A 24,599-nucleotide genomic window follows, 5' to 3' on the forward strand; every position below is an offset into this window, starting at 1 on the left:
AACTGCTCTCGACGGATAAAGGTAAGTCGTGCATTCTTATGAATGTCCATTCGGGCCTCCAGATTTGAGTTGACTGCTCATCACAATCAGCTTCTCTGGTTTTGCTCGAATGGACAACCTCTTGAAATGTCACAGTTAGACCAATAGCATGGCCCTTATTATTCCCAAAATGGAACAGAATTTAACCGAATTTAAATTGAGCTTTCTCATATTTTTGCTTATGCTGTGATCTCCTGCCTCGGGCCCCGAAATGTTTGTGACGTTTCTCTGGAGAAAAAGATGACCATCGTAAATACCGTAGTTCATCGCTTTTCATATCAGAATTGTCCTCGTTCTTTTGACTACAGCGGCAGGACACTGCTTTCATTCAGGCAGGCTGCTCCCGCGCCACCGTGGTATCTCTAGCAAACACCAATCTCCGATAAGCAGCTCAATATCAAACCTGCATTGTAAGGTTGATCAACACCCGTTTGCCCACGCAAGATAAAGGCCGGTATCTGCGTGCGCTTTGTCAAACCAGGAGCACCGCTATGGAAATTCATCAGCTTAGATATTTTTGTGCCATCGTGAAACAAGGAACATTCACACGCGCAGCAGAGTCTGAGTATGTAGCGCAGCCCTCTTTGTCGCAGCAGATTCATAAGCTGGAAGACGAGTTGGGAGGAAGGTTATTCTACCGGCTGCCGCGGGCAGCGCGCCTTACCGTTTTGGGCGAGTGTTTTCTGCCTCGCGCGCTAGCCATTCTGCAGGCGATCCGCGACACCAAAGCCGAAGTGCGCAAGATTATTGAACTCGGCTGCTCGCAAACGGGACTGGATTCGGGGACAACCAATTTATTGCGAAGAATGGAAAATGAGCAGGTTGACGCAAGTAAAAACTTAATTTCCGAGCTGTCCAAGAGCGCATGAAGCCATTGACCTGAACTTGGTTTTTTTGTGGCATAAGTAATCGCAAATACGAATATCCAAAATTAAAGAGGCAGCAACCGATAACCGGCTGCTGCCCCTGCTGTTGATACTGCCAAGATGCTGCCTTTACAGCTTATGCGAGCGCTGGGCACGTAGTCTGCGTGCTTGTGCCGTTGTTGAATACGCCCGGACTGCTATTGACGAACGTTTGAGTTGTGCCGTCAAACTTGGTGATGCTGATGCTGAACGGCTCGTTGTAGCCCACAGCCCGGTCATTGAGCAGACTGATTCCCACTTGCTCGCCCAGCAGAATGGAAGCCCGGCTGGAGCTGCGGAAGTGAATGCCCGCGTGGATTCCGTGACCAAATGAGATGTTGTGTGCCAGTTTTGAGAGCTCACCGTTGATGGTGAGGTTGGCAGCGTCTGTGCCGGTGTAAGGCACCAGTGAAAGGCCATCTTCACTGGGCTGCATTACGTCAGTTCCGGCGGCCTGGAGTAACGGCTGGATCTTCTTACTGCCGTCAAAGAAAAACTTCAGGGCGGTGATGCATGCGCCTGCGACGGTGCCGTGGCCCGTGGGATAGCACGGATGAGTGGGCGCTCCTTCAGGGAAGGCCTGTGGCAGCAAGTAAGTGCCAAATTGCGAGAATGTCTTGGCGACTGCCTGCGAATTCAGAACGTCAGCATGCAAATGTGCCGCGGCCTGCGGGAGCGGACTCCGGTTGGTGAGGCGCGCATGCACCAGTGCTCCGTAATCTTCTGGACGCTGCCGCAGGTTAACGACCCACTTATGGAACCACGCCGCTTTGAGGGCGCGGGTCGCCATCTCAGGCAGCGTAGCGGAACAATCTGCCGCATCCAGCGTGCCAAAGCCGTGCTCCGTCCTTGAGCCGATATACGGATTGCCTGGGTTAAGCGGCGCATTAAGGTTCAGAAGGAGCAGGAAAGCGAGGAAATACGTTTCGTGGAGCACGTCCACGTGAGTGTACGAGGCCATGTCCCTGCCGTTGCGCAAGAACCGGGGAGTTGGATCAAAGGCCAGCGAGCCGCTGGGCGGGAAGCCGTTCTCCACGTTGATGTACTCCGCCACGCTGGTCATGAAGTTCTGGTTCGGCGCAAAGACTTTGAACATCATGCTGAGAGGCAGAGCGCCAAAGCTAGTCGGGTGCAGCAGGAACTGCGAGAGATATGGTCCTTGAACATTTCCATCCCCGGCGACGATCCGGCCGCGAAATAAATTCTGCGCTGTCACCGGAAACGGATACTCATTGTTTGCGGTGCTCTTGATATACGTGAGATTGTTCAATTCAGTTACGGCCTGGGCCACAAGTGCGTTGCCGTCGTAAGCGGTAAAGTTGACGTCGCGCAGCATGGCCGCCCAGTAGTGCTCCACTTCCTCATCCGCGGTCTGCGCGCTGGCAGTGGTGGGCGCGGGATCAATGACCGTCGCGTGCGAATCCAGACCTTCCAGGTCATACGCCAGCGACGTCTGTGGTCCATTCAGCTGCGCATTGGGATTGGTTCCACCGGGATTGCCGACAAGGATGTTTTGAAAATCGGCAAAGTTGGTGCTGGTAAGAGCGTTCACAAAGCTGTTGAAGGATGTTGCATTCACTATTCCCAGATTGTCATGCTGTAGCGTTTTGCTCCACGTGCCGCTGTGGTCCGTGTACAGCGCGAAATCGCCATTGTCCGGCGCAACCGGAGGGCTGACTTTCTCAGCTTGCGCTTCCTGCTTGCGATAGTTGAAAGCATTATTGGCGCGGTTGTTTTCTGAATAAACTATGTCCGACGCTTCCGCCTCGGTCGCTTTCCCGCCCAGCAACGGTTCAAGCGGGACTAAGCCGGCTGCCATGGCCATTGCGGTCAGGCCGCCGGCCCTGCCCAGAAACGAGCGCCGGCTGCGATCAGCCAGCTGAGTGCGCAAATTATTTTTGTGGCCGTTTTTCTTTCCCTCGGTTTGCGTTCCGTTGCTTGGGGACATGCTTACGGAATGCGAGCCTTGTTGGGGAACGGGCTGAGTTGCTGTTTCTCCTGGTACGGTAAGGGACTGCACTTTCTCACTCATGAATTCCTCCGCGCGTTCTGCACTTGCTCAAATGCAGAGCTGGCCAGAGTTCATCATGCTGGATAAATAGATTCCAATATTTTGTTTCTATGGTTTGTAGCTGGAATCTATGGGCCTTATTTTTGCGCAAGTTAGCAGGGGGTGGAAATCGAGCGCCATAGTTTGTTCCTATGGGTTTAGGAACCTAGGCGTGTGCAAAAATGCTCGGCGAGAGAACGAGCAGGGCGTACAGCGAAAATCTTAACTGCACAATCCTGAGCGAATCCGAGCGGGGGAACGATGCTAGGATGAGTCGAAGGCTCCGTGTGCGGAGGGCCTGGGTTATCTGTAGTAATCGAGACTTAACCCCCGTAGGCGGCGACACCGAATACATGTTTTGGACCACACGGAACGCCGTGCTATCAGCAGCAATTCTTGATGAGATACCCGTAGATCGCTAATTTCCCTACCGCCGAGGCGGCGGCGCACACGTGCCGTCGCCCGCCATCCGCATATGGAATGGACGATCAACCCGAAGCACTACCTCATGTCGCGTTTGCCATGAATCACGCTCGCTATGACTACCTCTTCCGTTTCCACCTTGTAAATGATGCGATAGCTGTAGGCGAGCAGCTCTCTGAGCGATGGGTCTTAAAATTCTGGAAATTCACGGCCTGACTGCGGAAAACGAGCAAGCTGACGTGTGAGCTTTACTATCTTTTTGACAACAATCTTTGCGTAAGCAGGAGAATCGGAAGAGATGAAAGCGGCAATGGATTCGACATCGGCAAGCGCGCGTGCGGACCAGGTTACTCGCTTAGCCATTTGCTCAGACGTGACTCGGCGTCTTCCTGGGAGATCGTGCCATTCTGGCGCGCATCCTCCAGCCCGCTTCTCACCTTTTCCAGCACGTAAAGGTGATACTGAATGTCCTCGATAGAGCAGTTGTCCGGAAGCTTTTCCAGCAACGATTTGGCTTCCTGTTTGGCTGTCATGCCCCCTAGCATATCATTTCCCGTCACGTTATCCTTTTCCCGAGGACTCTTAACGCCCATGCGCCGACTCCTGACATTTCTACTGGTATCAACTCTCATGGCTACTGCCCAGAAGACTCCTGCTCCTGCTTCCGCCAACACTTCTTTTCCCAACGCCGACGAACTCAACCAGATGGCAGCGCGGTTTGCGCCTGCGCCTCTGGATGTCGATCTCTCCAGCCTCTCCGCCGGGGACAAGAAAGCGCTGGCCAAGCTGATTGAGGCCGGACGGATCGTGAACCACCTTTTTATGCGGCAGTTCTGGAGCGGCGACCTGGCGCTTTACCAGAAGCTGCAACTGGATAAGTCCGCGCTGGGCAAGGCGCGGCTGCATTATTTCTGGATCAACAAAGGCCCATGGTCAGAGATTGACGAGCACAAGGCATTCCTGCCCGGAGTGCCGGCGAAGAAGCCGGCGGGCGCGAATTTTTATCCGGAAGACATGACCAAGGAAGAATTTGAGGCCTGGGCCAAGACGCTCTATCCGGAATCGAAAGAGCAGGCGGAAGGGTTCTTTACCGTGATTCGTCGCGGCGCGGACAAAAAACTCAAGATGGTCCCCTACAGCGAGGAATACAAAACCGATCTCGCCAAAGCGGCCGCGCTGCTGAAACAGGCCGCCGCGCTCACGGACAACGCGTCGCTCAAAAAGTTTCTTACCACGCGCGCTGCCGCCTTCAGCACCAACAATTATTTTGAAAGCGACATGGCGTGGATGGACCTGGACGCGCCCGTGGACGTGACGATTGGCCCGTATGAGACGTACAACGACGAGCTGTTTGGCTACAAAGCTGCGTTTGAGGCCTACATCAACGTGCGCGACGAGAAAGAATCCGCGCGGCTGGCGTTCCTGGGTGAGCACCTGCAGGAGATTGAAAACAATCTGCCGGAAGACCCGAAGTATCGCGTGCCCAAGCTGGGAGCGGCGGCGCCCATCCGCGTGGTAAATGAAGTTTTTGCCGCCGGCGACGGCAATCATGGCGTGCAGACCGCGGCCTACAACCTGCCCAATGACGATAAAGTTGTCCAGCAGAAGGGCAGCAAGCGCGTGATGCTCAAAAATATTCAGGAAGCAAAATTCAAATCCACGCTGGAGCCGATATCGAAAGTGGTGCTGCAACCGGCGGCGCAGCAGGACCTGAGCTTTGAATTGTTCTTCACCCACATTGTGGCCCATGAACTCACGCACGGACTGGGCCCGCACCAGATCAAGGTCAACGGTCGCGATACGAACCCGCGCCTGGAGCTGAAAGAACTTTACAGCGCCGTGGAAGAAGCCAAGGCCGACGTGACCGGCCTCTTCGCGCTGCAATACCTGATGACGCAAGCCGACAAAGGCGCGATGCAGGCGCCGCTTCCGCACGGCCCAGACGCGGAGCGCAAGCTCTACACCACGTATCTTGCGTCTTCATTCCGCACGCTGCGCTTTGGCCTGCAGGATTCGCACGCCAAGGGCATGGCCGTGCAGTTCAATTATTTTCTTGATAAAGGCGCTTTCGTCGCGAACTCTGACGGCACCTTCAGCGTGGATCTGGGCAAGATCAAAGACGCAGTCGCGGGGCTGGACCACGAGCTGCTCACGCTGGAAGCCACCGGCGATTATGCCGGCACGAAGAAGCTGATGAGCGAAATGATGGTGCTGCGTCCTGAAGTGCAGAAAGCCCTGGAGCGGCTGAAAGGCGTTCCCACGGACATTGAGCCGGTATTTGTGACCGCCGGTGCGAGCCCAGCCAAAGCCATGCCGAAGAAAACGAAGTGAGCTGACAAGGAACGACCAATGTTTGATGGAATTGGAACCCTCTACACGCTATACATAGTTGGCTTCGCGATTGCATTGACCGTCTCAGGCTGGATTGTGACCGTGCGTGTGCGGCGCAGGATGAAAAAATCCCTGGGACGAAAGGCCACCGATCTGGAATTGGCGTCGCTCAACACGTGGATGCGCGTGGAGGAAGCAGAGCAGCGGGACAAGCAGAGCAGCCCAATTCATCCGCGTTGATCGCGGTATTGGTTTTGTGCATCCTACTATTGAGGTAAAAATGCGCGAACTTGTCGCCAATACGGATGACCTTATCAGTGTCCTCGATCGTGTCCTGGATAAAGGGATTGTCCTGGAATCGTGGGCACGCCTGTCCTTGCAGGAATCCGGGTTCAGTAACGCAGATTCCAGAGTCCCAGCCGGCTCAAAGATTTCCGTGGAATCGTCGGCCGTGTACGTCGGTTACGGCACACGCGGCTCGTGGCGTGAAGACGTGGAACTGGATGATCTATTTCCCTTCTGGCGGCGCGATCTCTGGAGCAAATAGCCCCGCGCGCGCAGCCCCAGAAAAGTGGAAATCGCACTGTTGACTTTTTAGTTATGTGGCGATATTCTGCGGTTACACGGGAAAGGAGGGCGATCCAAATATATGAAGAATTCTGATTGTAGTGGTTTACGTGAGGTGGCTGAGGCTTAAGGCGTGAGTCTTTAAGTCCTGAGCGAAGTTGTGATTCGTGTAAGGCCTCCGCGCCTTCAGCCAATCCCAACAGCTTACCGAATAACCCCGCACATTGTGTGCGGGGTTATTTGCTTTTACGGGGGAAAGGGGGGAGGGACACCTTTTTTGCTGCAATCTTTTTCAGGACCGCCCGGCGGACATGGCTTTGGCGCGCTTTTTCACCACCACAGCCGGCTTGGGGTCTGACTTGGTTTTGCGGAACAGGTCCCGGATGGCCAGGCCAAGCAGGAAATAAATTTCGCGATCGGTAACGATCTCGTAGAAGACCTTCATCGCACGCCAGATTCTCATTCCTGCCTCCACGGCGAGTGGCTGAGTCTTGTCTGATGCAGAAGTTTTCACCCAGAGTTGCTGACTTTGCCGGAAAGATGCAAAAAATAGAGAGATTTTGGCGAATAAAGATCGTATAAGCCTGACTTATGATGCAGTTCGCTTGTCGCGCCAGCCTATCCAGAGGGCAATTGCCAGCTGGAAAAAAATGCCGCCCATAGTATCGATCAGCACGTCCCGCAGGCTTGGGCCGCGTGAGGGAACAAAGATCTGGTGAAATTCGTCCAGGCTGCCGGCGATGGCGGCAACCAGCACCGCCAGCAAACTCCAGCGGAATGTCCATCGCGGACGCGCCGGCAACGTGGCGCGCCACGAAAAAAATGCCAGCGCTCCCAGGAATCCATAGCTGCAAAAATGCGCTGACTTGCGGACGAGAAAGTGAATTTGGTCGAACTGTTCGTCAAAGCGAGTGCCGAACAGCGCGTGGAAAATTTTCAAAAGCACGCTGCCTGTGTGCTCGGCGGAGAACGTGTCAGTGGAAAAAAGCGCGAGCACACAAAGCCAGATCAGCGTGGGGATCCACGCGCGCAGCTTGTGCGGCGCTGCGGTGCTTACAGGCTCTTGAACGGCGAATGACAATCTTCTTCCGCCTATTCCAGCCTGTAATTGGGAGCTTCACGCGTAATGATCACGTCATGCACATGGCTCTCACGCAGTCCGGCGCCGCTGATGCGGATGAATCGCGCCTTCTGCTGCAACTCAGGAATAGTCTTGGTGCCGCAATACCCCATGCCGGACCGCACGCCGCCGACGAGCTGATACACCATCTCCGCCAGCGTGCCACGATACGGAACGCGGCCTTCAATTCCTTCCGGCACCAGTTTGTCCACGCGATTGCTTCCGCGATTTTCATCGCGTATGCCCATGTTTTCCGTGGACGCGTCTTCAGTGGTCTGCGCGTAACGCTCGCTTGAGCCTGCAGCCATGGCGGAAAGCGATCCCATGCCTCGGTATGACTTGAACGAGCGTCCCTGATAAAGAATCGTTTCGCCCGGGCTCTCCTCCGTTCCCGCAAACAGTGAGCCGATCATCACCACGCTTGCGCCCGCGGCAATGGCCTTGCTGATGTCGCCGGAGAACTTGATGCCGCCGTCGGCAATCACGGGAATCTGCGCGTCACGGCACGCGCGCGCCGCTTCAGCAATTGCCGTGATCTGCGGCACGCCCGCGCCGGTAACAATGCGCGTTGTGCAGATTGATCCTGGCCCGATTCCAACTTTAATGGCGTCAGCGCCCGCCTTCACCAGCGCACACGCGCCTTCATGCGTGCCAACGTTGCCGGCGAGCAAATCAACGTCAGGAAGTTTTGCCTTAATCGTCTTTACCGCATCAATCACGCGGCTGGTGTGCCCGTGAGCTGCATCAATCGCCAGCACATCCACTTTGGCTTTGACCATTTCCTGCGCGCGCTCCAGATAATCGCCCGTCGCGCCAACGGCCGCGCCAACGCGCAGCCGCCCATGCTGATCTTTGGCCGCGCCCGGATATTTCAGTTTCTTCTGGATATCTTTTACCGTGATCAGGCCCTTCAGGTTGTACTTGTCGTCCACCACCAGCAGCTTTTCCACGCGATGTTCATGCAGGATCTTCTCCGCATCTTCCAGCGTGGTGCCCACCGGCACCGTGATCAGGTTGTCCTTGGTCATGATTTTGCTGATCAGGATGTCCGTGCGCGTTTCAAACCGAAGATCGCGATTGGTAAGAATGCCAACCAGCTTTTTGTTCTTGGTTACCGGCACGCCGGAAATCTTGTAGCGGCGCATCAGCTCCAGCGCGTCGGCAATTTTGTGATCAGGAGAAAGCGTGATCGGGTCCATGATCATTCCGCTTTCAGACCGTTTGACCTTGTCCACCTCGTCAGCCTGCTCTTCAATCGACAAATTCCGATGCACAATGCCCAGCCCGCCCGCCTGCGCAATCGCAATGGCCAGGCGAGATTCTGTTACGGTATCCATGGCGGCACTGATGATCGGGATATTCAGACGAATGTTCCGCGAAAGCTGCGTCTGCGTATTTACCTCAGCGGGCACAACGTCAGAATGCGCGGGTAAAAGCAACACGTCATCGAAGGTCAGGGCCTCTGGCACGGGAAAATGAATCATGTTTTTGTCTCGTCAAGGAGGGACTAAGGAACTATTGTAACTGGTTTTGCCGCATCACGCAGGGTCCGCCGTAGGATTGGAATCCGTTTCAAACTAAACAAACGAAAGTAATATTGACCAGAAAGAGGCCAGCCGCGATACTCGAAAGGTCATGGAACCAAAGCAAGTTGCCACACCTGCGCCGGCTGGCGCATCTTCCGTTGTAACCGCTCCTGAAAAGCGTCATGAGAAGCGGCTGCATCTTGCCGTGCCCGTAAAAGTTTTTCCGGATGTTGCCAGTATCGAATCGCAGAATTGCTGCACTTATGAGATTTCCGCTACCGGTGCCCGCCTCGTCGCGCCACCAGGTATTAAAAGCGTGGGACAAACCATCTGGCTGCAGCGCCAAAACCGCCGCGCTCGCTACAAAGTTGCATGGATCGGCAAGGACGGCACTTCGCAGCAAGGCCAGGTCGGCGTTGAAACCCTGGAGCCCGGCAACGTGATCTGGGAACCCGAAATCAAAGCCCGCATCATGCGATCGTAGCTTCGAGTCGCACTTTCCAACCTCTTTCTATAGATCATTTTATTTTCGACCATTTATCTTTCAAACAGTTTTTCCGACTGTTGCTTTTCTTGATCGCCCTTTGGCAACGCCTCGCCATTGTGCAATGTTTTTCACGATCAGCTAAATATCTCATTCACCCTAAGTGAACCGCCTTAGTGCATAGGATTAAGAAAAGTTCCACAATGGGGCCATCCCCCAACGTGTGACTGAATGGCCGAAAACTATCCTTATATAGTGCGCTGCAATGACTGTGATTTTGTTAGCCAGGTCTATCTGGAAGAAAACCAGGCAATGAATGAGCGCGACTTCCATTCGTTTGAAAACCTGCACTCCGTTTCAATCTGGCGTTACGCCTGGGAACAATGGACGATGGTCACGGAGTTGATGGGCGTAGAGCTGCATTAGTGTCGCTTCGCTCCAAACCGCTTGAGAGTCTATTGTTCCGCAAAATTCCTCCGCACCTGCAGCAAGCGGCTCGGCGCGCAAGCCGGCCTCGCCGGGCAATCGGACTTTTGATCGCTGCCGACTCTTAATCTAGAATCCGGACATACAGAACGAGGCAAAAAAACTGAGCATAGCGGTGCGGAAAGTTCTGAAGCGGAGAGAACGCAGCCTATGCGGAGCATGCGGCATTGATCCCTGCAAATGTAAGCGACCCCGTCGCAAAAAGAAGTATGCTACTCGTCAAAGCCCTGATCTGTCGCGGAAACGCTAGTTATCGATCTCAGAGCGGGCTGCCGGACTTCCCTCATTGCCGCTGATCTGCCACACGTGTTAGTTTTAAAGATTCAACTTTATGCTCCGCTCTTACCAGGGAATCGCGCCGCGCATTCACGATTCGTGCTATATCGATGAGTCCGCGCAGATCATTGGCGACGTTGAAATCGGTGAAAACTCCAGCGTCTGGATGAATGCCGTGATCCGCGGTGACGTGTTTGCCATCCGCATTGGCAAGAACTCCAACGTGCAGGATTGCAGCGTGCTCCATGGCATGCGCCACAAATATGGCGTCACCATGGGCGACTGGGTCACCGTGGGGCATTCGGTCACGCTGCACGGCTGCACCATCGGCGACCGCTGCCTCATCGGCATGGGCTGCGTGATCCTGAACAACGCGAAGATCGGCGAAGGCTGCATCATCGCCGCCGGAACGGTGATTCCGGAAGGGGCGATCATTGAGCCATACTCGCTGTGGATGGGCGTTCCCGGAAAGTTCAAGAAGAAGATTGACGACGAAGAGACGCAAAAGACGATCATGATGTACGGCAGCAATTACGTCGATTACACTGCTGCGTACCTCAAACAAGCCAAGCGAGGTTTTTGAGAGTTGGATTTCACTAGAGATATTGCACTGCAGGATAATGCAAATATTAGGTTGCGACCGCTGGACGAAATCGCGACTATTCCTCAAGTTCGCTTCCAAATAGCGGACGATTTATGGATTGGAAAAATTGACAAAGAGCTCGCAGATCGAATTTTTAAGGCAACAGAGCCACCTGGCGAGTTCAAGAGCGAGAGAATCAGACAATATAGCCAGCTCTATTCGTTTGTCCGAGAACTCGGTGCCACTCAAAGCTATGTGTGGGATGAAGACAAGCGGCTTTACACTTGCATCGCGTTATCAAGAATTGTTCATCCCACGACAGCCTCGACAGCATATTCAGCCAGATTATTTCTTACCGACGGTGAGATTCAAGGGCTCGTGCCTGGCCCTGTAAAGGGCCATTCATCAGCATCTTATATTTCGGACGAGAATGCGCGAGATTGGCTCACGGTTGAAAATCTCGAGGAGCTGAAAGATCTTCATTCGAAAATGAATTGGTTTGCCCTGCCACTCAGGGTTCAACGAGCGCTGTTCAAGTTCGATTACGCTATTGGGGACATGTGGCTGGACATGTCTTGGCCCACATTGTGCGCTGCACTTGATGGCTTAGTGCATATCCCGAGTGACTACGAGACTCCTGAGAGACAGTTCCTTGTAAGGGGACTTAGACTTGCGGAATTGTTAAATATTCCTGCTTCCTTTAGGGATCTCGAACAAATTCTCAATTCGAGATCGGGCGTATCAATCGGACAAGAATTGGTCAGACTTAGAGGAGAGCTACTGCGCCTTCAAAATCTTCTTAGCGAAATAGTCCGATCTGCTATTAAGCGGTCTATCCTTGACCCGGATTTCGCTGCAATTTTTAAGGATGATAATAATTTACGTTCTCGTTTATCACCTCCACGGCAGCGGCAAGGCTTGATTAAAGCAGTCCGCGGCACGCGGGACCTTCTTCCACCGGAGACCGCAATATGGAACTTTGTGGATGCGACAGCCCGCGATGTGTTTCGTCTTTACAACTTTCAAGAAATTCGCACACCTATATTCGAAGATACCCAGCTTTTTGCCAGAGGAGTGGGGGAAGAAACGGATATCGTCTCCAAAGAAATGTTCACTTGGGAGGATCGAGCCCGAGCGCAAAGTGAAAAATCGCAATCACTAACTTTACGTCCGGAAAATACAGCTGGCGTGGTCCGTGCTTACATCGAGCACAACTTGGGCAAAATAGGCCAGCTACAGAGGCTCTACTATATTGGACCGCAATTTCGCCGCGAGCGGCCGCAAAAAGGTCGCTATCGCCAGTTCTATCAAATTGGAGCAGAACTGATCGGTCCTAGTTTTGCTGGGAGTGAATCCCCCTCTGTCGATGCTGAGATGATAGAAATGCTCAAAACGCTCCTTGACCGATTGAACATTCAGGGCTGGGTACTTGAAATCAATTCTGTTGGGTGTGCCAATGATAGACCAATTTACTTACAAGCATTGCAAGATGCCCTAAAGAATGTAGTTCAAGACATGTGTCCTGATTGCCAGCGCCGCGCACAAACCAATCCATTACGCGTACTCGATTGCAAAGTGCCAGCGGATCAGCCGATTATTGATCGGCTTCCCAAAATGGCCAAATATCTCGATGAGAATTGCGAAACTCACTTTGAGGAGGTCAAGAAACTTTTGACCGAATTGCAGATTCCTTTCATTGTCAATGACCGACTGGTGAGGGGTTTAGACTATTACACACGTACAGCCTTCGAATTCAAACACGGTGCTTTAGGATCGCAGAATGCAATCGTTGGCGGAGGTCGTTACGATGGACTTTCTGAAGCTTTAGGGGGACCGCCAGCGCCAGGGATTGGTTTTGCCATCGGTGAGGACCGACTAGTAATGACACTAATGCCGCAGGAAGAAAAGTAAATGCCACATCTAGACGTCTACATTGCTCCGTTTGGCTCGGGAATGAACTCACGGGCTGTTCTTCTGGCACGAGAAATCCGCCACAGTCTGGAATTGAGCGTAGTTGTGGGAAGCGAATCCTTTTCATTACGAAAATCGCTTGAGACTGCTAGCAAATCAGGTGCGACTTACGCATTGATCGTTGGAGAGGACGAAGTTCGCTCAGGGATATTCCCTATCAAGGACCTCATACGAGGAAAACAATACCGTGTTCCAAAAAGCGAAATAGTCAAAAAACTGAAGAACCTAATCACAGCAGCGAAGCGACGACAGCCCAAGAAATTAGCATATTGGCAATAGAAAGTGCGCAACCTTGCGAATCACATCAGCACCGCGGAAGTCACTTCACCTCCAGCGGATCTCCTGTCTTGTGCTCCGTAATCTGAAATTTCAGAAACTCATGGATCGCCGCCACCGCCTCAGAGTTCGCCGATGAAATTACCACGCGGCCGCCATTCGCCGCCGGCTCATACTTGTACTTGATCTGGTCTTTCAACTTCGTCATCGTATCCACGCCCGGCGGTGTCTGGTCATGAACGAACATCGGAATATTGAAATCGCCCGACTTGAAGGCCTGGGTAATGTGGTGCAGGTGCATCTGGATTTCTTCTTTGCTCGTCTTGTCGTCGGCTGAGTTGGCCGTCACCTGGATTGCGCCGCCATCTTTCCGCAGCAGAAAGTGATGCGTGATCTTCTGCTGGTCGAAGCCCATGCCCTGGTTCCCGCGATGCTCCATTCCCTCGTGTTTGGAATGGTCCTGCGGCGGAGCGGCCGCGCTCTGTGGTTGAAGTGTCAGCGTCGATGTCAAAATCAATGATGCAAGAAAGTTTGTCATAAAGCCTGCGCTGGTTTAGACGGCAAATAGCCTTTAGGGTAAGCACTCTTTTTGCCTTTCTCCGTGTCTCCGTGCCTCAGTGGTGGGTTTGGCTTTCTCCCGATTTATAATCAAAGTTTCAGCCTGATTAAGAAAGGTACTTCTTTGCCGCTTGATTTTTTAGGTGATCTTCGTCGCACGCACATGTGCGGAGAGCTGCGTCCCGAGCATACGGGATCGCAGGTGATATTGCTGGGCTGGGTGAACCGCCGGCGCGATCTGGGCAACGTGATTTTTATTGATATCCGCGACCGCAGCGGAATGACACAACTCGTCTTCGATAAGGGCGTGAACCCGGCGGTGCATGAGAAGGCCAGCGCGCTGCGCTCAGAGTATGTGATCGCGGCCATTGGAAAAGTCCGCCGCCGCGATGCCGACACCGTGAACAAGAACATCGCAACGGGCGAAGTGGAAGTCACCGTCGACGAGCTCAAGCTGCTCAATGAATCCAAGCTGCCTCCGTTTCTGCCAAGTGAGGCTGGGCCCATCAATGAAGAGGTGCGGCTCAAGTATCGTTATATCGACCTGCGGCGCGAAAACATGCAGGCGAATATTCAGTTGCGCCATAATGTGGCTCTGGCAATCCGCCAGGACCTGGCCGCGCGCGGATTCCTGGAAATTGAGACGCCGTTCATGACGCGCAGCACCCCGGAAGGCGCGCGCGATTATCTGGTGCCCAGCCGCGTGCATCCCGGCGAATTTTACGCGCTGCCGCAGTCGCCACAGCTCTTCAAGCAGATACTGATGATCTCCGGGTTCGACAAATATTTCCAGATTGTGCGCTGCTTCCGCGATGAAGACCTGCGCGCCGACCGCCAGCCGGAATTCACGCAGATCGACCTGGAAATGAGCTTCCCGCAGCCCGATCGCGTGTATGAAGTGGTGGAAAGCTTTTTAAAAGCGGCATTCAAAGCGGCAGGCATTGCTTTGCCGACGCCATTCGTGCGCATGAGTTATGACCAGGCTATCCGGCAATACGGGATCGACAAGCCAGACATGCGTTTGCCCGCGATGACCGATATCCGCCCGGCCTTTACCGATGAAGACCTGGCCGATCTGCGCATTGATGGCGCATTGAACATGGTTGGCATCAGAATTCCGAATGTCGGCAAGATTTCTGATCGCGAGAAGAAAGAGCTGCGCGCACTCTCAGAAGAGCTGACCAAACGCAATAAAGACTTTGCCGGCGTGCTGTATGACTTTGTGCAGATGGAAAAGAAACGCCCGCAAGTCGCGGCAAAGATCCGCGAACTTTGCAAAGCCGGTGCCGATGATCTTGTAGTGCCCGTAGTTGGCATTGCCGCTGAAGGCAAGACGCGCTCGGCGGCCAACCAGAAAGCGCAATATACTTCCGGTGGCGAAGCCCGTCTGGAACTGGCGCGTAAATATGCCGACAAGCACAAAGCCTTTGAGCGCACCGGCGAAGTGGCGCGTGATTTCAAGTTTCTCTGGGTCACAGACTTTCCTATGTTCGAGTATGACGACAAAGAAAATCGCTGGAACGCCGCGCATCATCCTTTTACGTCGCCGCATGAGCAGGACATGGACAAGCTGCAATCCGATCCCGGATCAGTCCGCGCTCTGGCCTATGACGTGGTGTTGAACGGCACGGAGCTGGGCTCCGGCTCAATTCGTATCCATCGTCAGGACATCCAGCGGCAGATCTTCACCGCGCTGGGCATGACCGACGATGAAGCCCGCTCGCGCTTTGGATTTTTCCTGGACGCGCTGGAATACGGCACGCCTCCGCACGGCGGCATCGCGCTTGGACTTGATCGCATTGTGATGATCCTGGCCGGAGAGGACAGCTTGCGCGAGGTGATTCCCTTCCCTAAGACCGCCAAGGCGATTGACATGATGGTAGATGCGCCGACTCCGGTGAATGAGACTCAGTTGAGGGATTTGGGAATCAAGCTGCGCTGAAAAAGGCAAGCCATTTCGAATCTATGTGGCACAGGCACTCCTGCCTGTGCTTGATGGATCGTGAAGGATGCAGGCACAGGCAGGAGTGCCTGTGCCACATAAATCCAGATCCCTTCTGGAACTGGTGTTTAGGCCGCTCTTTGCTGTTTCTCAATATCGCGTCCAATCGTCCTTGATCCAGCCCACAAAACTCCCGCCAACAAAAGAGACAGCACAGGAATCAGCAGCAAAGCTTGTTGCAGGCCGATGGCCTTGAACTGCTCGTTAATCTTGTCCAGTCCGGCAAGGTGCGCCGCGTGCAGCGCAAAAACGTCGCTCATCTTGCCGATGATCAACGTTCCCCACGACGCGCCGATCACATACATCACCAGAAAGTAAATCGCCATGCTGGTGCCGCGCAGCGCGGGCGCGACAATATCATGAATCGAGGCGTAGACCAGGCCGTAATACATATTCAGCAGGCCGTAGGCAATGGTGAGCAGCGGAAGGGCAAGCGCGATCGACCCAATGCCCTGATGAATTCCAAAATATGAAAGCGGGGCGGCCAGCAGCGCTGCGATGGCGGCGATCTTCATCCGTCCGCTGCGGTTGCGCTTAACGATGCGATCACCCCAGATGCCCGCGCACGATCCGCCCAGAATGCCGCCGACGGCATAGACGATTCCCGTGGTCACGCCCGCGCGGGCGACGCTCATGTGATGGATGCGGCTGAAGAACGCCGGGAAAAACGTTCCAACGGAATACAGGTTAAAGTTCACCAGCGCGCCGGAGATGGCGATCCACCAGAAGGTGGGAACGCGCAGCACGGCCCAGATGGAGCCGGCATCCACCGGGGGCGCATGCTTTTCAGAAGCGCCGCGCGCAGGCTCATGCAGCATGAGCAGCAAAGGAATCAAGATCAACGCGGGGAGGGCGGCCACAATCATGGCGGCGCGCCATCCCATTCTTTGCGCGATGGGGCCGCTGAAGAAAAAACTCAGCGCTCCGCCCACGGGAACGCCCAGCATAAAAAGCGCCAGCGGCTTGGAGCGCTTTTCCGCGGGAAAGAGATCGCCAATCCAGCTGGTGGCCGTGGGAGCGGCCGTGGCTTCTCCCACGCCTACTCCCAGCCGCGAAATCACCAGAAAAGAATAGCTGTTGATCCACCGCGCGCTGGCCGTGAGAATTGCCCACACCGCAATGCCAACGGCGAGAAGTTTCTTGCGGCTCACACGATCTGCCAGAAGTCCCAGCGGCAGCCCGACCAGACCATAGAGCATGGTAAAAGCAAAGTTAAGCCCGCCAATTTCCGTATCGGTAAGATGGAACTCTTTGCGGACAGGCTCCACAATTGCGCCGGCAACCTGGCGATCGTAAAAATTGAGGACATTGATGGCCACCAGCACCGCCAGCGGCCACCACGTCGTCGATCTCTTTGACGCAACTGTCTTTCCGGCCGAAATAGCTGCCTGCTCTTGGGCGCTCATGCGCGGCAATGGTATCAGATTGCCGCATGCAGGGTCATAGCTATTCCGGTCCACCTGGCTGCTCGCCTAAAAACCAAGTCCAAAGAACAGCATCGCCCCCTCGGTGGTCGGAGGATCGGTCGAGCCGAGCTACTTCCTCTCGACGCTCCCCTTCAGTACCACCATGCTTGAGGGCGTATCGGCCTTAACGCTGTCTTCGGCCGTGATGAGAACGTCAAAGTCCTTGTACGTGGTGGCTGCCTTTAGGCTGCCTTCCAGGTTTTCATTCACCCGCAATGCTCCCAGCAGCTCAGGATCTTTTCCGCGCGGCTGCACCCAGACTAGATAGGTCTGCTTGCCCGGTGTGAGAGATTGCGGCGTCGCCATGTGTTTTACCTCGATATCGACTCCGGTGTTGCCGTTGCGGTCCTTGTCGGTAGTGACTTTGCCCTCTGCGGCGGGAGCAACTCCGGTGTTGGTGAGCTTGTCTTCCCTGCCCCAGGCGGCGGTGGCAAGCAAAAAGCTGAACAGCAGAAACAAAGTGACGGTGCGATGGCGCATAAGTCTTTCCCCCATAAAACATCTCAAGTGACAGATAAGATGTGTAGCGGCGTTAACAATGTTGCAGCAAATGCAGAGCAGGTTTGTTTTTGTATTTGAATGCGAGCTGCGGCTTGTCCAGCAGCGCTGGATGGGTGTAACTCCAAATGAAAAAGCGGAGCCATCTGAAAACAAAATCACCACGGAGACACGGAGAAGGCCAAAGAATCGGCAGGACGATGGCGCAATTTGAATCCTCGGCAACAACCAGCCGAGCGCCGGAAGTGAAAAGCAAAATCTCACCCCGGAGACGCGGAGGCACGGAGAAGGCCAAAGGATCCGACAGACGATTCTTGCAGGGGCAGGGTTCCCTCGCGTACGCTCTGGATTACAGAAAAAACATGAACTTCCTCCTCTCCGCCGGCGAAGCCTCAGGTGACACTTACGGCGCACAGCTCATCGACTCGCTGGGCCAACAAGTGCCCAGCTCGACTTTCTTTGGCATGGGCGGAGAAAAGATGCGAGCCTCCGGCGCGGAGATTCTGGTCCACGCCAATGAGGTTGCCGTTGTGGGGCTGGTTGAGGTGGTAAAACACCTGCCGGACATTCGGCGGCGGTTCAAGCATCTGGTGGCGGAAGCAGCACGGCGCAAGCCGGACGCCGCCATCCTGATCGACTTCCCTGATTTCAACCTGCGGCTGGCGCGCGAGCTGCATGGCCTGGGCATTCCGGTGTTTTATTTTGTGAGCCCGCAGATATGGGCATGGCGCACCGGACGCGTGCAGCAGATCAGGAAATATGTCCGCAAGATGATTGTGATCTTTCCTTTTGAGCAGGAGTTTTATGCGCGGCACGGGGTTGAGGTCAGTTATGTGGGGCATCCGCTGGCGTATGTGCCGCAACCGCAGATTTCGCGGGAGGAGTTTGCGGAAAGGCATGACCTTGATCCGAAGAAACAATGGATTGCTCTCTTACCCGGCAGCCGCAAGAAAGAATTGGCTTTCAACATTGAAAGAATGCTTTTTGCCGCGGAAGGCTTACAGACTGAAGTTGGTGGCTTTGAATTTATCCTGCCAGTGGCTTCGACCCTGAATAAAGAATGGCTTCTGCAAAGGCTTTATCGTGATTGGGCCGCGCCGATCAGGATCACCCTTACAGACAACGCCCCCGCCACGCTGATGCACGCCCGGGCGGCCGTGGTCGCGAGCGGAACTGCCACGGTGGAAGCCGCGCTTTCTGGAACGCCGTTTATTGTCGTCTACAGGCTGGCGCCGCTTACCTGGCTGCTGGGACGAAGGCTGGTAAAGCTGGACACGTTCGCCATGCCGAACCTGATCGCCGGGAAGAAGATCGTTCCGGAGCTGATCCAGAAAGACTTTACCGCACAAAACGTTTTGCGTGAACTGAATGCCATCATCCCGGACGGGCCCGCGCGGCAGCAGATGGAGGCTGACCTGAAAATGGTGCAACAGCGGCTTCGCGACAGCCAGCATACGGAATCGCCAGCGCAACGCGCGGCACGGGAGATACTGGGAACGCTGGCAACGGCGTAAAAATCGCCATGCAAGCCGATGCGGAAAGCCACGCTGAAGCCTCTTTCGTCCGGAGAGAAGCTCTGTTCCTGTATGCTTCCATTGGTATTAAGGCAGCTTTTCTGGGAGAATTTACATCTAACCTGAGTAGCTTTCAGCACTTTTTGGAGAAATACATGCAAATCGCACGACGACCCCTGCGACGTGCCTTACTGTTTATTGGCCTGATCGCGTCTTTCTGCCTGCCCGCGCTTGCGGCTGACCGCTCACGCGTGAAGGCTGAAGATTACGTGATTGACGCAGAGATCGTGCCCAAGACCCACCGCCTTACGGCGCGCGCCAAGGTGAAATTCATGGCGCTGGAAGACGTCAACTTTGCCAGCTTTGACCTGCACAACGGCCTGCGCGTGACCAAGGTGCTGGACGACAAAGGCAAGCCCCTGACAGCCGAGCGCGTTACCCAGGAAAATGCTGTCCGCATCAGCTTTCCTAACACTTTGACGAAGGGCAGCAGCACAACGCTCACTTTCGATTATGAAGGCGCGCTGGCCAATGCCGATGACAGTCCTGTGGAAGGGCTCAAGCTGGCCTATATCGGCGAAGACGCCATCTATCTTCTTTATCCCGGACGCTGGTTCCCGGTTACGAATTACGGCATCGATCGTTTTACCGCCACCATTAACGTGACGGCCCCGGCGGGAACTACCGTGATTGGCAGCGGCGGCGCAAGCGCGGCCAAGCCCGCGGCGGGCAGCAAAACCGTGACTACGTTTACCTGGGACAAGCCCAGCTTTCCCGGGACAATTGTGGCCGGCAATTTTCAAGAAGCTTCTGTCGGCAGCGTAAAAGTTTATTTTGGCGCCAACAAAAAGCAGTTTGCCTCCGCTTATGGCGATACCGCCAATAAGGAGCTGGAATACTTCACGTCGTTGTATGGTCCCGCGCCGGGCGGCGGAACGCTGAAGCTGGTTGAGTTGCCCGATGACACCGTGCCCATGTGGTGGGCGCCGGAAATCGCGGCCCTGGCCACGCGCGACATCAGCGAAAAAACCAATTACCGCCTGCTGGCCGACGCCATTGGACATCAATGGTGGGGCTCTACCGTTAGCCCGGCGAGCAAAGACGACTGGTGGCTGGTGGATGGCGGCGCGCGCGACTCCGAGATGCGCTACGTGCAAAGCACCGCCGGACAGCAGGCTTTTGAAGACGCGTCACGCGATATGGCCGTGGGCGCGCTGGCCTATGACACAACACCTCTGGGTAGCATCGGCAAGCTGGATACGTTCTCTCCGCAGTTCCAGGCGCTGGTTACCGACAAAGGCGGCATGATCTTCCACATGCTGCGCTGGGTCATCGGCGATGCGGCGTTCGATAAAACGGTAAAAGATTTTATGACGCAGTACGCCGGGAAGCCCGCTTCGGTGGCCGACTTTGAGGCCATCGCGGAAAAGAATCACGGCGACAAGCTCACCGCGTTCTTTGCGCAGTGGGTTGACGGCACCGGCGCGCCTGAATTCAAGATGAAATACACCGTCTATCGCGTGAAGAAAGGCTTCCGCGTTGTCGGGGAAATTACGCAGGACCTTGATCTGTTCCGCATGCCGCTGGAATTAAAGGTCGATACGGACGGACAGACCGAGATGAAGCGCATTGAGGTGGTGGGGACGGATTCCGCTTTCTCCATTGAGACGTTCGGCAAGCCGCGCCGACTGGTGCTCGATCCCAATAACTGGGTGCTCAAGAACTCCCCTGATCTGCGCGTGCGCGTCGCTATCCGCCGCGGACAGGAACTGACCGCGCAGGGCAATCTTTCTGAAGCACTCACCGAGTTGAACAAGGCGCTGGACGTAAACAAAAACAGTTCGCTGGCGCATTATCGCATTGCCGATATTTTCTTTGCGCAGCGCAACTACCAGTCGGCGGCCAATGAATTTCGTGAAGCGCTCAATGGTGACGGCGATCCTCGCTGGACTGAGGTCTGGAGCCACATCATGCTGGGCAAAATTTTTGACACCACCGGCCAGCGTGAGCGCGCCGTGAATGAATATCGCCAGGCCATTCAGACCGGGGATCCCACGCAGGGCGCTCTGGACGAAGCGCGGAAGTATCTGGAAAAACCGTACGAGCGTGAACGCCGGCCGAACGGGAGCTAGAAGCCTCTTTACCACAGAGGACACAGAGGCAGGTCAGGCTACTCTGTGTATCTCCGTGCCCCCCGATTAAGACTGCGTTTCCAATTCAGCGATTTTGGAAATGCCCTGTTCCCTTCTCTTCTCTGTGTTGCAAAACTTTTCTCACGCGCCTCAGTATCTCAGTCGATGTCACGCTAATGGGTTACTTGTCATGCATGCTTCGTCGAATGGTCTACGCCGTCCGGACAGTACAAAAATGTCGTCGCGAATTGACTCGCTTGGCGAATATGGAAACAGAGCGACTGCCCGAAGGTAACCACGCGCGAGCTATTTCTGGAAATTCCTGACACTCTACTGGTTCAGCAGCTGTATCCAGCCTTGGCTCAGCTTCACAACCCCGTAAGGAGCAGTACACAATCAATGATGTTCAGCAATATGTTTATGTTTCGACGCCTCGCACTGCTGAGTGCGCTGGCGCTCGGCCTGATCGCGGCCCCGCATGTAGCACAGGCGCAGCAAGCCTCCATCGTCGGCTCACCCAGCAATTTTGATGCGGCCAACAATGAAGGCCAGGACGCCAATGGATTTGAAATCCAGATTGAAGGTATTCAGCCGGCGGACCTCGGTCCGTCCTGGCCCGGCAACAAATACGGAGCACCGGAAGTTGTGCCTTACGCCACTGGCGTTTATGTCCGTTACAAGAGCGCGTGGGACCCGTTCATGCAGCTCTTCACCTCTACCACCGTGCCCAAAACTCCCGGCGTGCCGTTTGCCGGGACCTGCTACCAGTGGAACACTGCCTATCTGAATGCAGGCTGTGACCATTTTGGTGTGCGTCCGTTATATACAGCCACTGGCTACACGATCGTCGGCTATCGCTGGCTGTTTGCTGATCCGGTAAATCCCGGCCAGCTAGTTCCCTCGCCCAACAACATCTTTGTTCCGACACCTGTCTACTCGTGGGTGCCGCCCGCGGTTGTCGGCGCACCGCCTGTTCTGATGGCTGAAATCCAGACGCCTCCGCCTCCGCCGCCTCTCCCAGCCGCGCTTCCGCAATTCGGCGACGCGACATGGATGAAGGTCTATAAGACCGAGATGACGCGCGAAGTCGCGCTCGATGAACTCACCAGTGACAATCCGATCGTACCGCAGGACATAACGCAGATTGAAACCGACTGGGTCCTGATGCAACCCGCGCCGCCGCCGGATGGCAACCATCGCCAGCGCAACCGCCAGGTCAATCAAGGAGGAGTCGATAGCGGCACGCGTTCTGTGATTCGCCGCTATGAAACCTACGCTTACACTGGCGCCTACGATCCTGCGACCCATGAAGTGCAGTGTGCCGATGGCGGCCTGTGCAATTCGCCGCAACCCGGCGAATTGGGTGACATGATCAATGCACAAATGGCGGCCGCCAATGTGTCTGTTCCCGGCGTGTCCGTGACCATAGCGGGCACGGGAAAAGTTGAATCCGCGGACAAGGTAATTAGCTGCGGCAACAAATGCTCTTCCACCAATTCCCTGGGCGCTGTGGTTACCTTGACCGCAACGCCGGCCAGCAACAACACATTCTCCGGCTGGACCGGCGCATGCACAGGTACGGCAACTACATGTGCCATCACCGTGAGTGACGCAATGGCCATAACTGCAACGTTTGTGCCGAGCCCGGCCACGGGCGGTGGTGGCGGCGGCTCCACAACGCAGTTCACGCTTTCAGTGGGCCTCAGTAATCCCGGCAAGGTCTCTGCCACCCCGGCTGGAATTGATCGCGTGCTCGATTGCGGCAGCGCCTGCTCGGCAAAGTTCGATCAGGGAACCGTGGTTACCTTGACCGCAATTCCGCCGGCCGGAAAGACATTCGCCAATTGGGGCGGGGCTTGCAGTGGCGCCGAGCCGATCTGCACTCTGACGATCGGCGGCAATACATCAGTCAAGGCAAACTTCAACAAATAGGCGTTAACACGCATAATCAGAGGCGGAGTTACTTGTGGCTCCGCCTCCACTGTTCGCTTCCTCCATGTTTTAAAAGCTTTTCTCCGCGTTCCCGCGGTGAAATATTTGGCTTTCTTTTTTCCCTGATGTATTTAGGGCTTCTTCGTGTTTCTGTGATGAGTCGTTTATTGCAGGCTTTTCAGGAAAGCCACAATCTGCCAGCGCTGTTGTTCCGGCAATCTCGACCAGGATGGCATTCCGTTTTTCATGCTGCCGTTCTTCAGCAGCCACTCCAGTTCGCCATCAGTCGCGCTGCGCACTTGCTCCGAGTGCAGGTTGGGATATTTTTTAGTTCCCAGAGCTTCGCTGCCATGGCAGGTAGAACAGTTTTGCCGGAAGAGCTTCGCGCCTGCGGCCACTGCGTCGGGTCGCCCTGCAAATGGATTCTCGCGCATGCGTTGCTTGTCCGGCACTCTGGTTAACCACACACCATCACCGGCTTCGGCATAAAGAAACAGCGATCCCAGAAGGGCGATGAAACTAATGAACAGGAAAAGTCTTTTAGCGCTCATCTTCATTTCCGCCTCAGCCGTGAAACAAACTGGTTAATTTCATAAGCCACGCCAAAGCGCAGCAGGAAGCCGTGGCTGTTGCTATTCAGTCCGGCTGCAGGAGAAATGCTGAACGTCGGACCGCTGGGCATGTGAAACGCCAGCGTTGGAGCCAGATAATGCGATGTATCGTGCAGGCCAAAGCTGTAGCGGTCGCCCAGGCCGCCGTAAAGTTCCGCGCCCAGGGCAAAATTCTCGCGGCAGAAGCGGCATTCGTTGGCGCTGGCCGCCAGCGCCAGAGGACGGCTCACGGCCACCGCATAGCCAAACTCCCACGGCTCGCCGGCAATGTTCTTTTCCGCGATAATGTTCTCGGCAACATTCCAGCCTTTGAAGTTGCTGCTCAGGATTAGCTTCAGCTCAACCTCGCGCTCCTTCTCGCTGCGGTCATTGCGCCCCAGGAAATCCGCGATGCCGTCATGTCCCACTACTTCCAGCAGTGCTTTGTCCGCGCTGTTGATGTCCTCAAACTCCGCATAGAGCACAGGGTTGATCCAGTGCTCCTGCAAAAGCGGACGGAAGCGGTTCTCAAAGCGGAAGCCGGTAAACACGCTGCTCTCATTGGCCGTGGTTTGCGAATCCAGATAAAGCTCTGACGTCCACCAGGTTTTTACGCCATATTCCATCTCAATGGCATTTCCCCAAAACGCATTGCCCGCTTGCGGGAATCCAGTCACGGACTTGGTGGCGAACTCGAGGTTCCCTGGCTCCTCCATGTGGTGTGTGTAAGTGACAAAATAATTTTCCTGCGCGCAGACTGTGCGCGGCGTCAATAATGGCGACGCCAGCAATAGCAGCAGGGCGAAAGCTTTTAAACGTCTAGACGACACGGATCGTTCTCTCCCAATCTCCCGGAAATCCATTTTGAAA

21 protein-coding genes and 2 pseudogenes are annotated in these 24,599 nt (G+C 55.0%); 12 read left to right on the forward strand and 11 right to left on the reverse strand.

Annotated features, from left to right (window positions below; genetic code table 11):
* The first annotated feature begins 530 nt into the window (after positions 1-530).
* Positions 531-908 carry a LysR family transcriptional regulator gene (locus tag LAO76_20425; GenBank protein ID MBZ5493291.1) on the forward strand — a complete coding sequence of 126 codons (378 nt, stop codon included), beginning with the start codon at positions 531-533 and terminating at the stop codon, positions 906-908.
* Between the two features lie 133 nt (positions 909-1,041).
* Here LAO76_20425 and LAO76_20430 read toward each other — a convergent pair whose 3' ends face one another.
* The 3 genes and pseudogenes from LAO76_20430 to LAO76_20440 all read right to left on the reverse strand — a co-directional run bounded on the left by LAO76_20430 (position 1,042) and on the right by LAO76_20440 (position 3,962).
* On the reverse strand, positions 1,042-2,976 hold the full coding sequence (locus tag LAO76_20430; protein ID MBZ5493292.1) for a phosphoesterase: 1,935 nt from the start codon (positions 2,974-2,976) through the stop codon (positions 1,042-1,044).
* Between the two features lie 519 nt (positions 2,977-3,495).
* Positions 3,496-3,780: pseudogene (locus LAO76_20435) on the reverse strand (type II toxin-antitoxin system RelE/ParE family toxin).
* Positions 3,765-3,962, reverse strand: coding sequence for a hypothetical protein (locus LAO76_20440; GenBank protein ID MBZ5493293.1), 198 nt, complete (start codon positions 3,960-3,962; stop codon positions 3,765-3,767). The pseudogene LAO76_20435 and the gene LAO76_20440 overlap by 16 nt, the downstream one beginning before the upstream one ends.
* 46 nt (positions 3,963-4,008) lie before the next feature.
* Here LAO76_20440 and LAO76_20445 point away from each other — a divergent pair, with 46 nt between their 5' ends.
* The 3 genes from LAO76_20445 to LAO76_20455 are packed head-to-tail and all read left to right on the forward strand — an operon-like array spanning position 4,009 to position 6,295.
* Positions 4,009-5,748, forward strand: a complete 1,740-nt coding sequence (locus LAO76_20445) for a hypothetical protein (GenBank protein ID MBZ5493294.1) — start codon at positions 4,009-4,011, stop codon at positions 5,746-5,748.
* A gap of 18 nt (positions 5,749-5,766) precedes the next feature.
* Complete coding sequence (locus LAO76_20450; GenBank protein ID MBZ5493295.1) at positions 5,767-5,988, forward strand: hypothetical protein; 222 nt, start codon at positions 5,767-5,769, stop codon at positions 5,986-5,988.
* 40 nt (positions 5,989-6,028) lie between these two features.
* Positions 6,029-6,295, forward strand: a complete 267-nt coding sequence (locus LAO76_20455) for a gas vesicle protein (GenBank protein MBZ5493296.1) — start codon at positions 6,029-6,031, stop codon at positions 6,293-6,295.
* A gap of 312 nt (positions 6,296-6,607) precedes the next feature.
* Here the strand turns inward: LAO76_20455 and LAO76_20460 are convergent, their stop codons facing one another.
* The 3 genes from LAO76_20460 to guaB form a co-directional block, all read right to left on the reverse strand.
* Positions 6,608-6,778: a hypothetical protein gene (locus tag LAO76_20460; protein ID MBZ5493297.1), complete on the reverse strand. Its 171-nt coding sequence runs from the start codon at positions 6,776-6,778 to the stop codon at positions 6,608-6,610.
* Positions 6,779-6,904: 126 nt separating this feature from the next.
* Positions 6,905-7,396: a VanZ family protein gene (locus LAO76_20465; protein MBZ5493298.1), complete on the reverse strand. Its 492-nt coding sequence runs from the start codon at positions 7,394-7,396 to the stop codon at positions 6,905-6,907.
* Positions 7,397-7,407: 11 nt separating this feature from the next.
* Positions 7,408-8,919, reverse strand: a complete 1,512-nt coding sequence (guaB, locus tag LAO76_20470; GenBank protein ID MBZ5493299.1) for an IMP dehydrogenase — start codon at positions 8,917-8,919, stop codon at positions 7,408-7,410.
* 151 nt (positions 8,920-9,070) lie between these two features.
* Between guaB and LAO76_20475 the strand changes: the two genes are divergently transcribed.
* From LAO76_20475 to hisS, 4 genes and pseudogenes are all read left to right on the forward strand, one after another.
* Complete coding sequence (locus LAO76_20475; GenBank protein MBZ5493300.1) at positions 9,071-9,445, forward strand: PilZ domain-containing protein; 375 nt, start codon at positions 9,071-9,073, stop codon at positions 9,443-9,445.
* Between the two features lie 231 nt (positions 9,446-9,676).
* The gene (locus tag LAO76_20480; GenBank protein MBZ5493301.1) at positions 9,677-9,871 is read left to right on the forward strand and encodes a hypothetical protein; all 195 of its coding nucleotides are present in this window, start codon (positions 9,677-9,679) and stop codon (positions 9,869-9,871) included.
* Between the two features lie 391 nt (positions 9,872-10,262).
* The gene (locus LAO76_20485; GenBank protein MBZ5493302.1) at positions 10,263-10,790 is read left to right on the forward strand and encodes a gamma carbonic anhydrase family protein; all 528 of its coding nucleotides are present in this window, start codon (positions 10,263-10,265) and stop codon (positions 10,788-10,790) included.
* 570 nt (positions 10,791-11,360) lie between these two features.
* A pseudogene (gene hisS / locus LAO76_20490) lies at positions 11,361-13,040 on the forward strand (histidine--tRNA ligase).
* Between the two features lie 40 nt (positions 13,041-13,080).
* Here the strand turns inward: hisS and LAO76_20495 are convergent.
* Positions 13,081-13,575 carry a hypothetical protein gene (locus LAO76_20495; protein MBZ5493303.1) on the reverse strand — a complete coding sequence of 165 codons (495 nt, stop codon included), beginning with the start codon at positions 13,573-13,575 and terminating at the stop codon, positions 13,081-13,083.
* A 183-nt stretch (positions 13,576-13,758) separates the two neighbouring features.
* Between LAO76_20495 and aspS the strand changes: the two genes are divergently transcribed.
* Entirely contained in the window at positions 13,759-15,537 is a 1,779-nt protein-coding gene (gene aspS / locus LAO76_20500; protein MBZ5493304.1) for an aspartate--tRNA ligase, read from the forward strand.
* 128 nt (positions 15,538-15,665) lie between these two features.
* On the opposite strand, the gene LAO76_20505 is transcribed toward aspS, so the two are convergent.
* Together LAO76_20505 and LAO76_20510 are read right to left on the reverse strand one after the other, a co-directional pair.
* Positions 15,666-17,003: an MFS transporter gene (locus LAO76_20505; GenBank protein MBZ5493305.1), complete on the reverse strand. Its 1,338-nt coding sequence runs from the start codon at positions 17,001-17,003 to the stop codon at positions 15,666-15,668.
* Positions 17,004-17,132: 129 nt separating this feature from the next.
* Positions 17,133-17,543, reverse strand: coding sequence for a hypothetical protein (locus tag LAO76_20510; protein MBZ5493306.1), 411 nt, complete (start codon positions 17,541-17,543; stop codon positions 17,133-17,135).
* A gap of 380 nt (positions 17,544-17,923) precedes the next feature.
* Here LAO76_20510 and lpxB point away from each other — a divergent pair, with 380 nt between their 5' ends.
* The 3 genes from lpxB (at position 17,924) to LAO76_20525 (ending at position 23,139) form a co-directional block, all read left to right on the forward strand.
* Positions 17,924-19,075, forward strand: coding sequence for a lipid-A-disaccharide synthase (gene lpxB / locus LAO76_20515; protein ID MBZ5493307.1), 1,152 nt, complete (start codon positions 17,924-17,926; stop codon positions 19,073-19,075).
* A gap of 155 nt (positions 19,076-19,230) precedes the next feature.
* The gene (locus LAO76_20520) at positions 19,231-21,207 is read left to right on the forward strand and encodes a tetratricopeptide repeat protein (GenBank protein MBZ5493308.1); all 1,977 of its coding nucleotides are present in this window, start codon (positions 19,231-19,233) and stop codon (positions 21,205-21,207) included.
* Between the two features lie 399 nt (positions 21,208-21,606).
* Positions 21,607-23,139: a hypothetical protein gene (locus LAO76_20525; GenBank protein ID MBZ5493309.1), complete on the forward strand. Its 1,533-nt coding sequence runs from the start codon at positions 21,607-21,609 to the stop codon at positions 23,137-23,139.
* Between the two features lie 164 nt (positions 23,140-23,303).
* Here the strand turns inward: LAO76_20525 and LAO76_20530 are convergent, their stop codons facing one another.
* Positions 23,304-23,690 carry a cytochrome c gene (locus LAO76_20530; protein MBZ5493310.1) on the reverse strand — a complete coding sequence of 129 codons (387 nt, stop codon included), beginning with the start codon at positions 23,688-23,690 and terminating at the stop codon, positions 23,304-23,306.
* Positions 23,691-23,692: 2 nt separating this feature from the next.
* Positions 23,693-24,559 carry a hypothetical protein gene (locus LAO76_20535; GenBank protein MBZ5493311.1) on the reverse strand — a complete coding sequence of 289 codons (867 nt, stop codon included), beginning with the start codon at positions 24,557-24,559 and terminating at the stop codon, positions 23,693-23,695.
* Positions 24,560-24,599: the final 40 nt, after the last annotated feature.

This window comes from Terriglobia bacterium (assembly GCA_020072645.1).
Taxonomy (GTDB): domain Bacteria; phylum Acidobacteriota; class Terriglobia; order Terriglobales; family Acidobacteriaceae; genus Angelobacter.

What these genes read in the sequence shown, in the direction of transcription:
- LAO76_20425 (MBZ5493291.1), top strand. Translation starts at nt 531, where the DNA reads ATGGAAATTCATCAGCTTAGATATTTTTGTGCCATCGTGAAACAAGGA.
- LAO76_20430 (MBZ5493292.1), bottom strand. Translation starts at nt 2,976, where the DNA reads ATGAGTGAGAAAGTGCAGTCCCTTACCGTACCAGGAGAAACAGCAACT.
- LAO76_20440 (MBZ5493293.1), bottom strand. Translation starts at nt 3,962, where the DNA reads ATGCTAGGGGGCATGACAGCCAAACAGGAAGCCAAATCGTTGCTGGAA.
- LAO76_20445 (MBZ5493294.1), top strand. Translation starts at nt 4,009, where the DNA reads ATGCGCCGACTCCTGACATTTCTACTGGTATCAACTCTCATGGCTACT.
- LAO76_20450 (MBZ5493295.1), top strand. Translation starts at nt 5,767, where the DNA reads ATGTTTGATGGAATTGGAACCCTCTACACGCTATACATAGTTGGCTTC.
- LAO76_20455 (MBZ5493296.1), top strand. Translation starts at nt 6,029, where the DNA reads ATGCGCGAACTTGTCGCCAATACGGATGACCTTATCAGTGTCCTCGAT.
- LAO76_20460 (MBZ5493297.1), bottom strand. Translation starts at nt 6,778, where the DNA reads ATGAGAATCTGGCGTGCGATGAAGGTCTTCTACGAGATCGTTACCGAT.
- guaB (MBZ5493299.1), bottom strand. Translation starts at nt 8,919, where the DNA reads ATGATTCATTTTCCCGTGCCAGAGGCCCTGACCTTCGATGACGTGTTG.
- LAO76_20475 (MBZ5493300.1), top strand. Translation starts at nt 9,071, where the DNA reads ATGGAACCAAAGCAAGTTGCCACACCTGCGCCGGCTGGCGCATCTTCC.
- LAO76_20480 (MBZ5493301.1), top strand. Translation starts at nt 9,677, where the DNA reads ATGGCCGAAAACTATCCTTATATAGTGCGCTGCAATGACTGTGATTTT.
- LAO76_20485 (MBZ5493302.1), top strand. Translation starts at nt 10,263, where the DNA reads ATGCTCCGCTCTTACCAGGGAATCGCGCCGCGCATTCACGATTCGTGC.
- LAO76_20495 (MBZ5493303.1), bottom strand. Translation starts at nt 13,575, where the DNA reads ATGACAAACTTTCTTGCATCATTGATTTTGACATCGACGCTGACACTT.
- aspS (MBZ5493304.1), top strand. Translation starts at nt 13,759, where the DNA reads ATGTGCGGAGAGCTGCGTCCCGAGCATACGGGATCGCAGGTGATATTG.
- LAO76_20505 (MBZ5493305.1), bottom strand. Translation starts at nt 17,003, where the DNA reads ATGAGCGCCCAAGAGCAGGCAGCTATTTCGGCCGGAAAGACAGTTGCG.
- LAO76_20510 (MBZ5493306.1), bottom strand. Translation starts at nt 17,543, where the DNA reads ATGCGCCATCGCACCGTCACTTTGTTTCTGCTGTTCAGCTTTTTGCTT.
- lpxB (MBZ5493307.1), top strand. Translation starts at nt 17,924, where the DNA reads ATGAACTTCCTCCTCTCCGCCGGCGAAGCCTCAGGTGACACTTACGGC.
- LAO76_20520 (MBZ5493308.1), top strand. Translation starts at nt 19,231, where the DNA reads ATGCAAATCGCACGACGACCCCTGCGACGTGCCTTACTGTTTATTGGC.
- LAO76_20525 (MBZ5493309.1), top strand. Translation starts at nt 21,607, where the DNA reads ATGATGTTCAGCAATATGTTTATGTTTCGACGCCTCGCACTGCTGAGT.
- LAO76_20530 (MBZ5493310.1), bottom strand. Translation starts at nt 23,690, where the DNA reads ATGAGCGCTAAAAGACTTTTCCTGTTCATTAGTTTCATCGCCCTTCTG.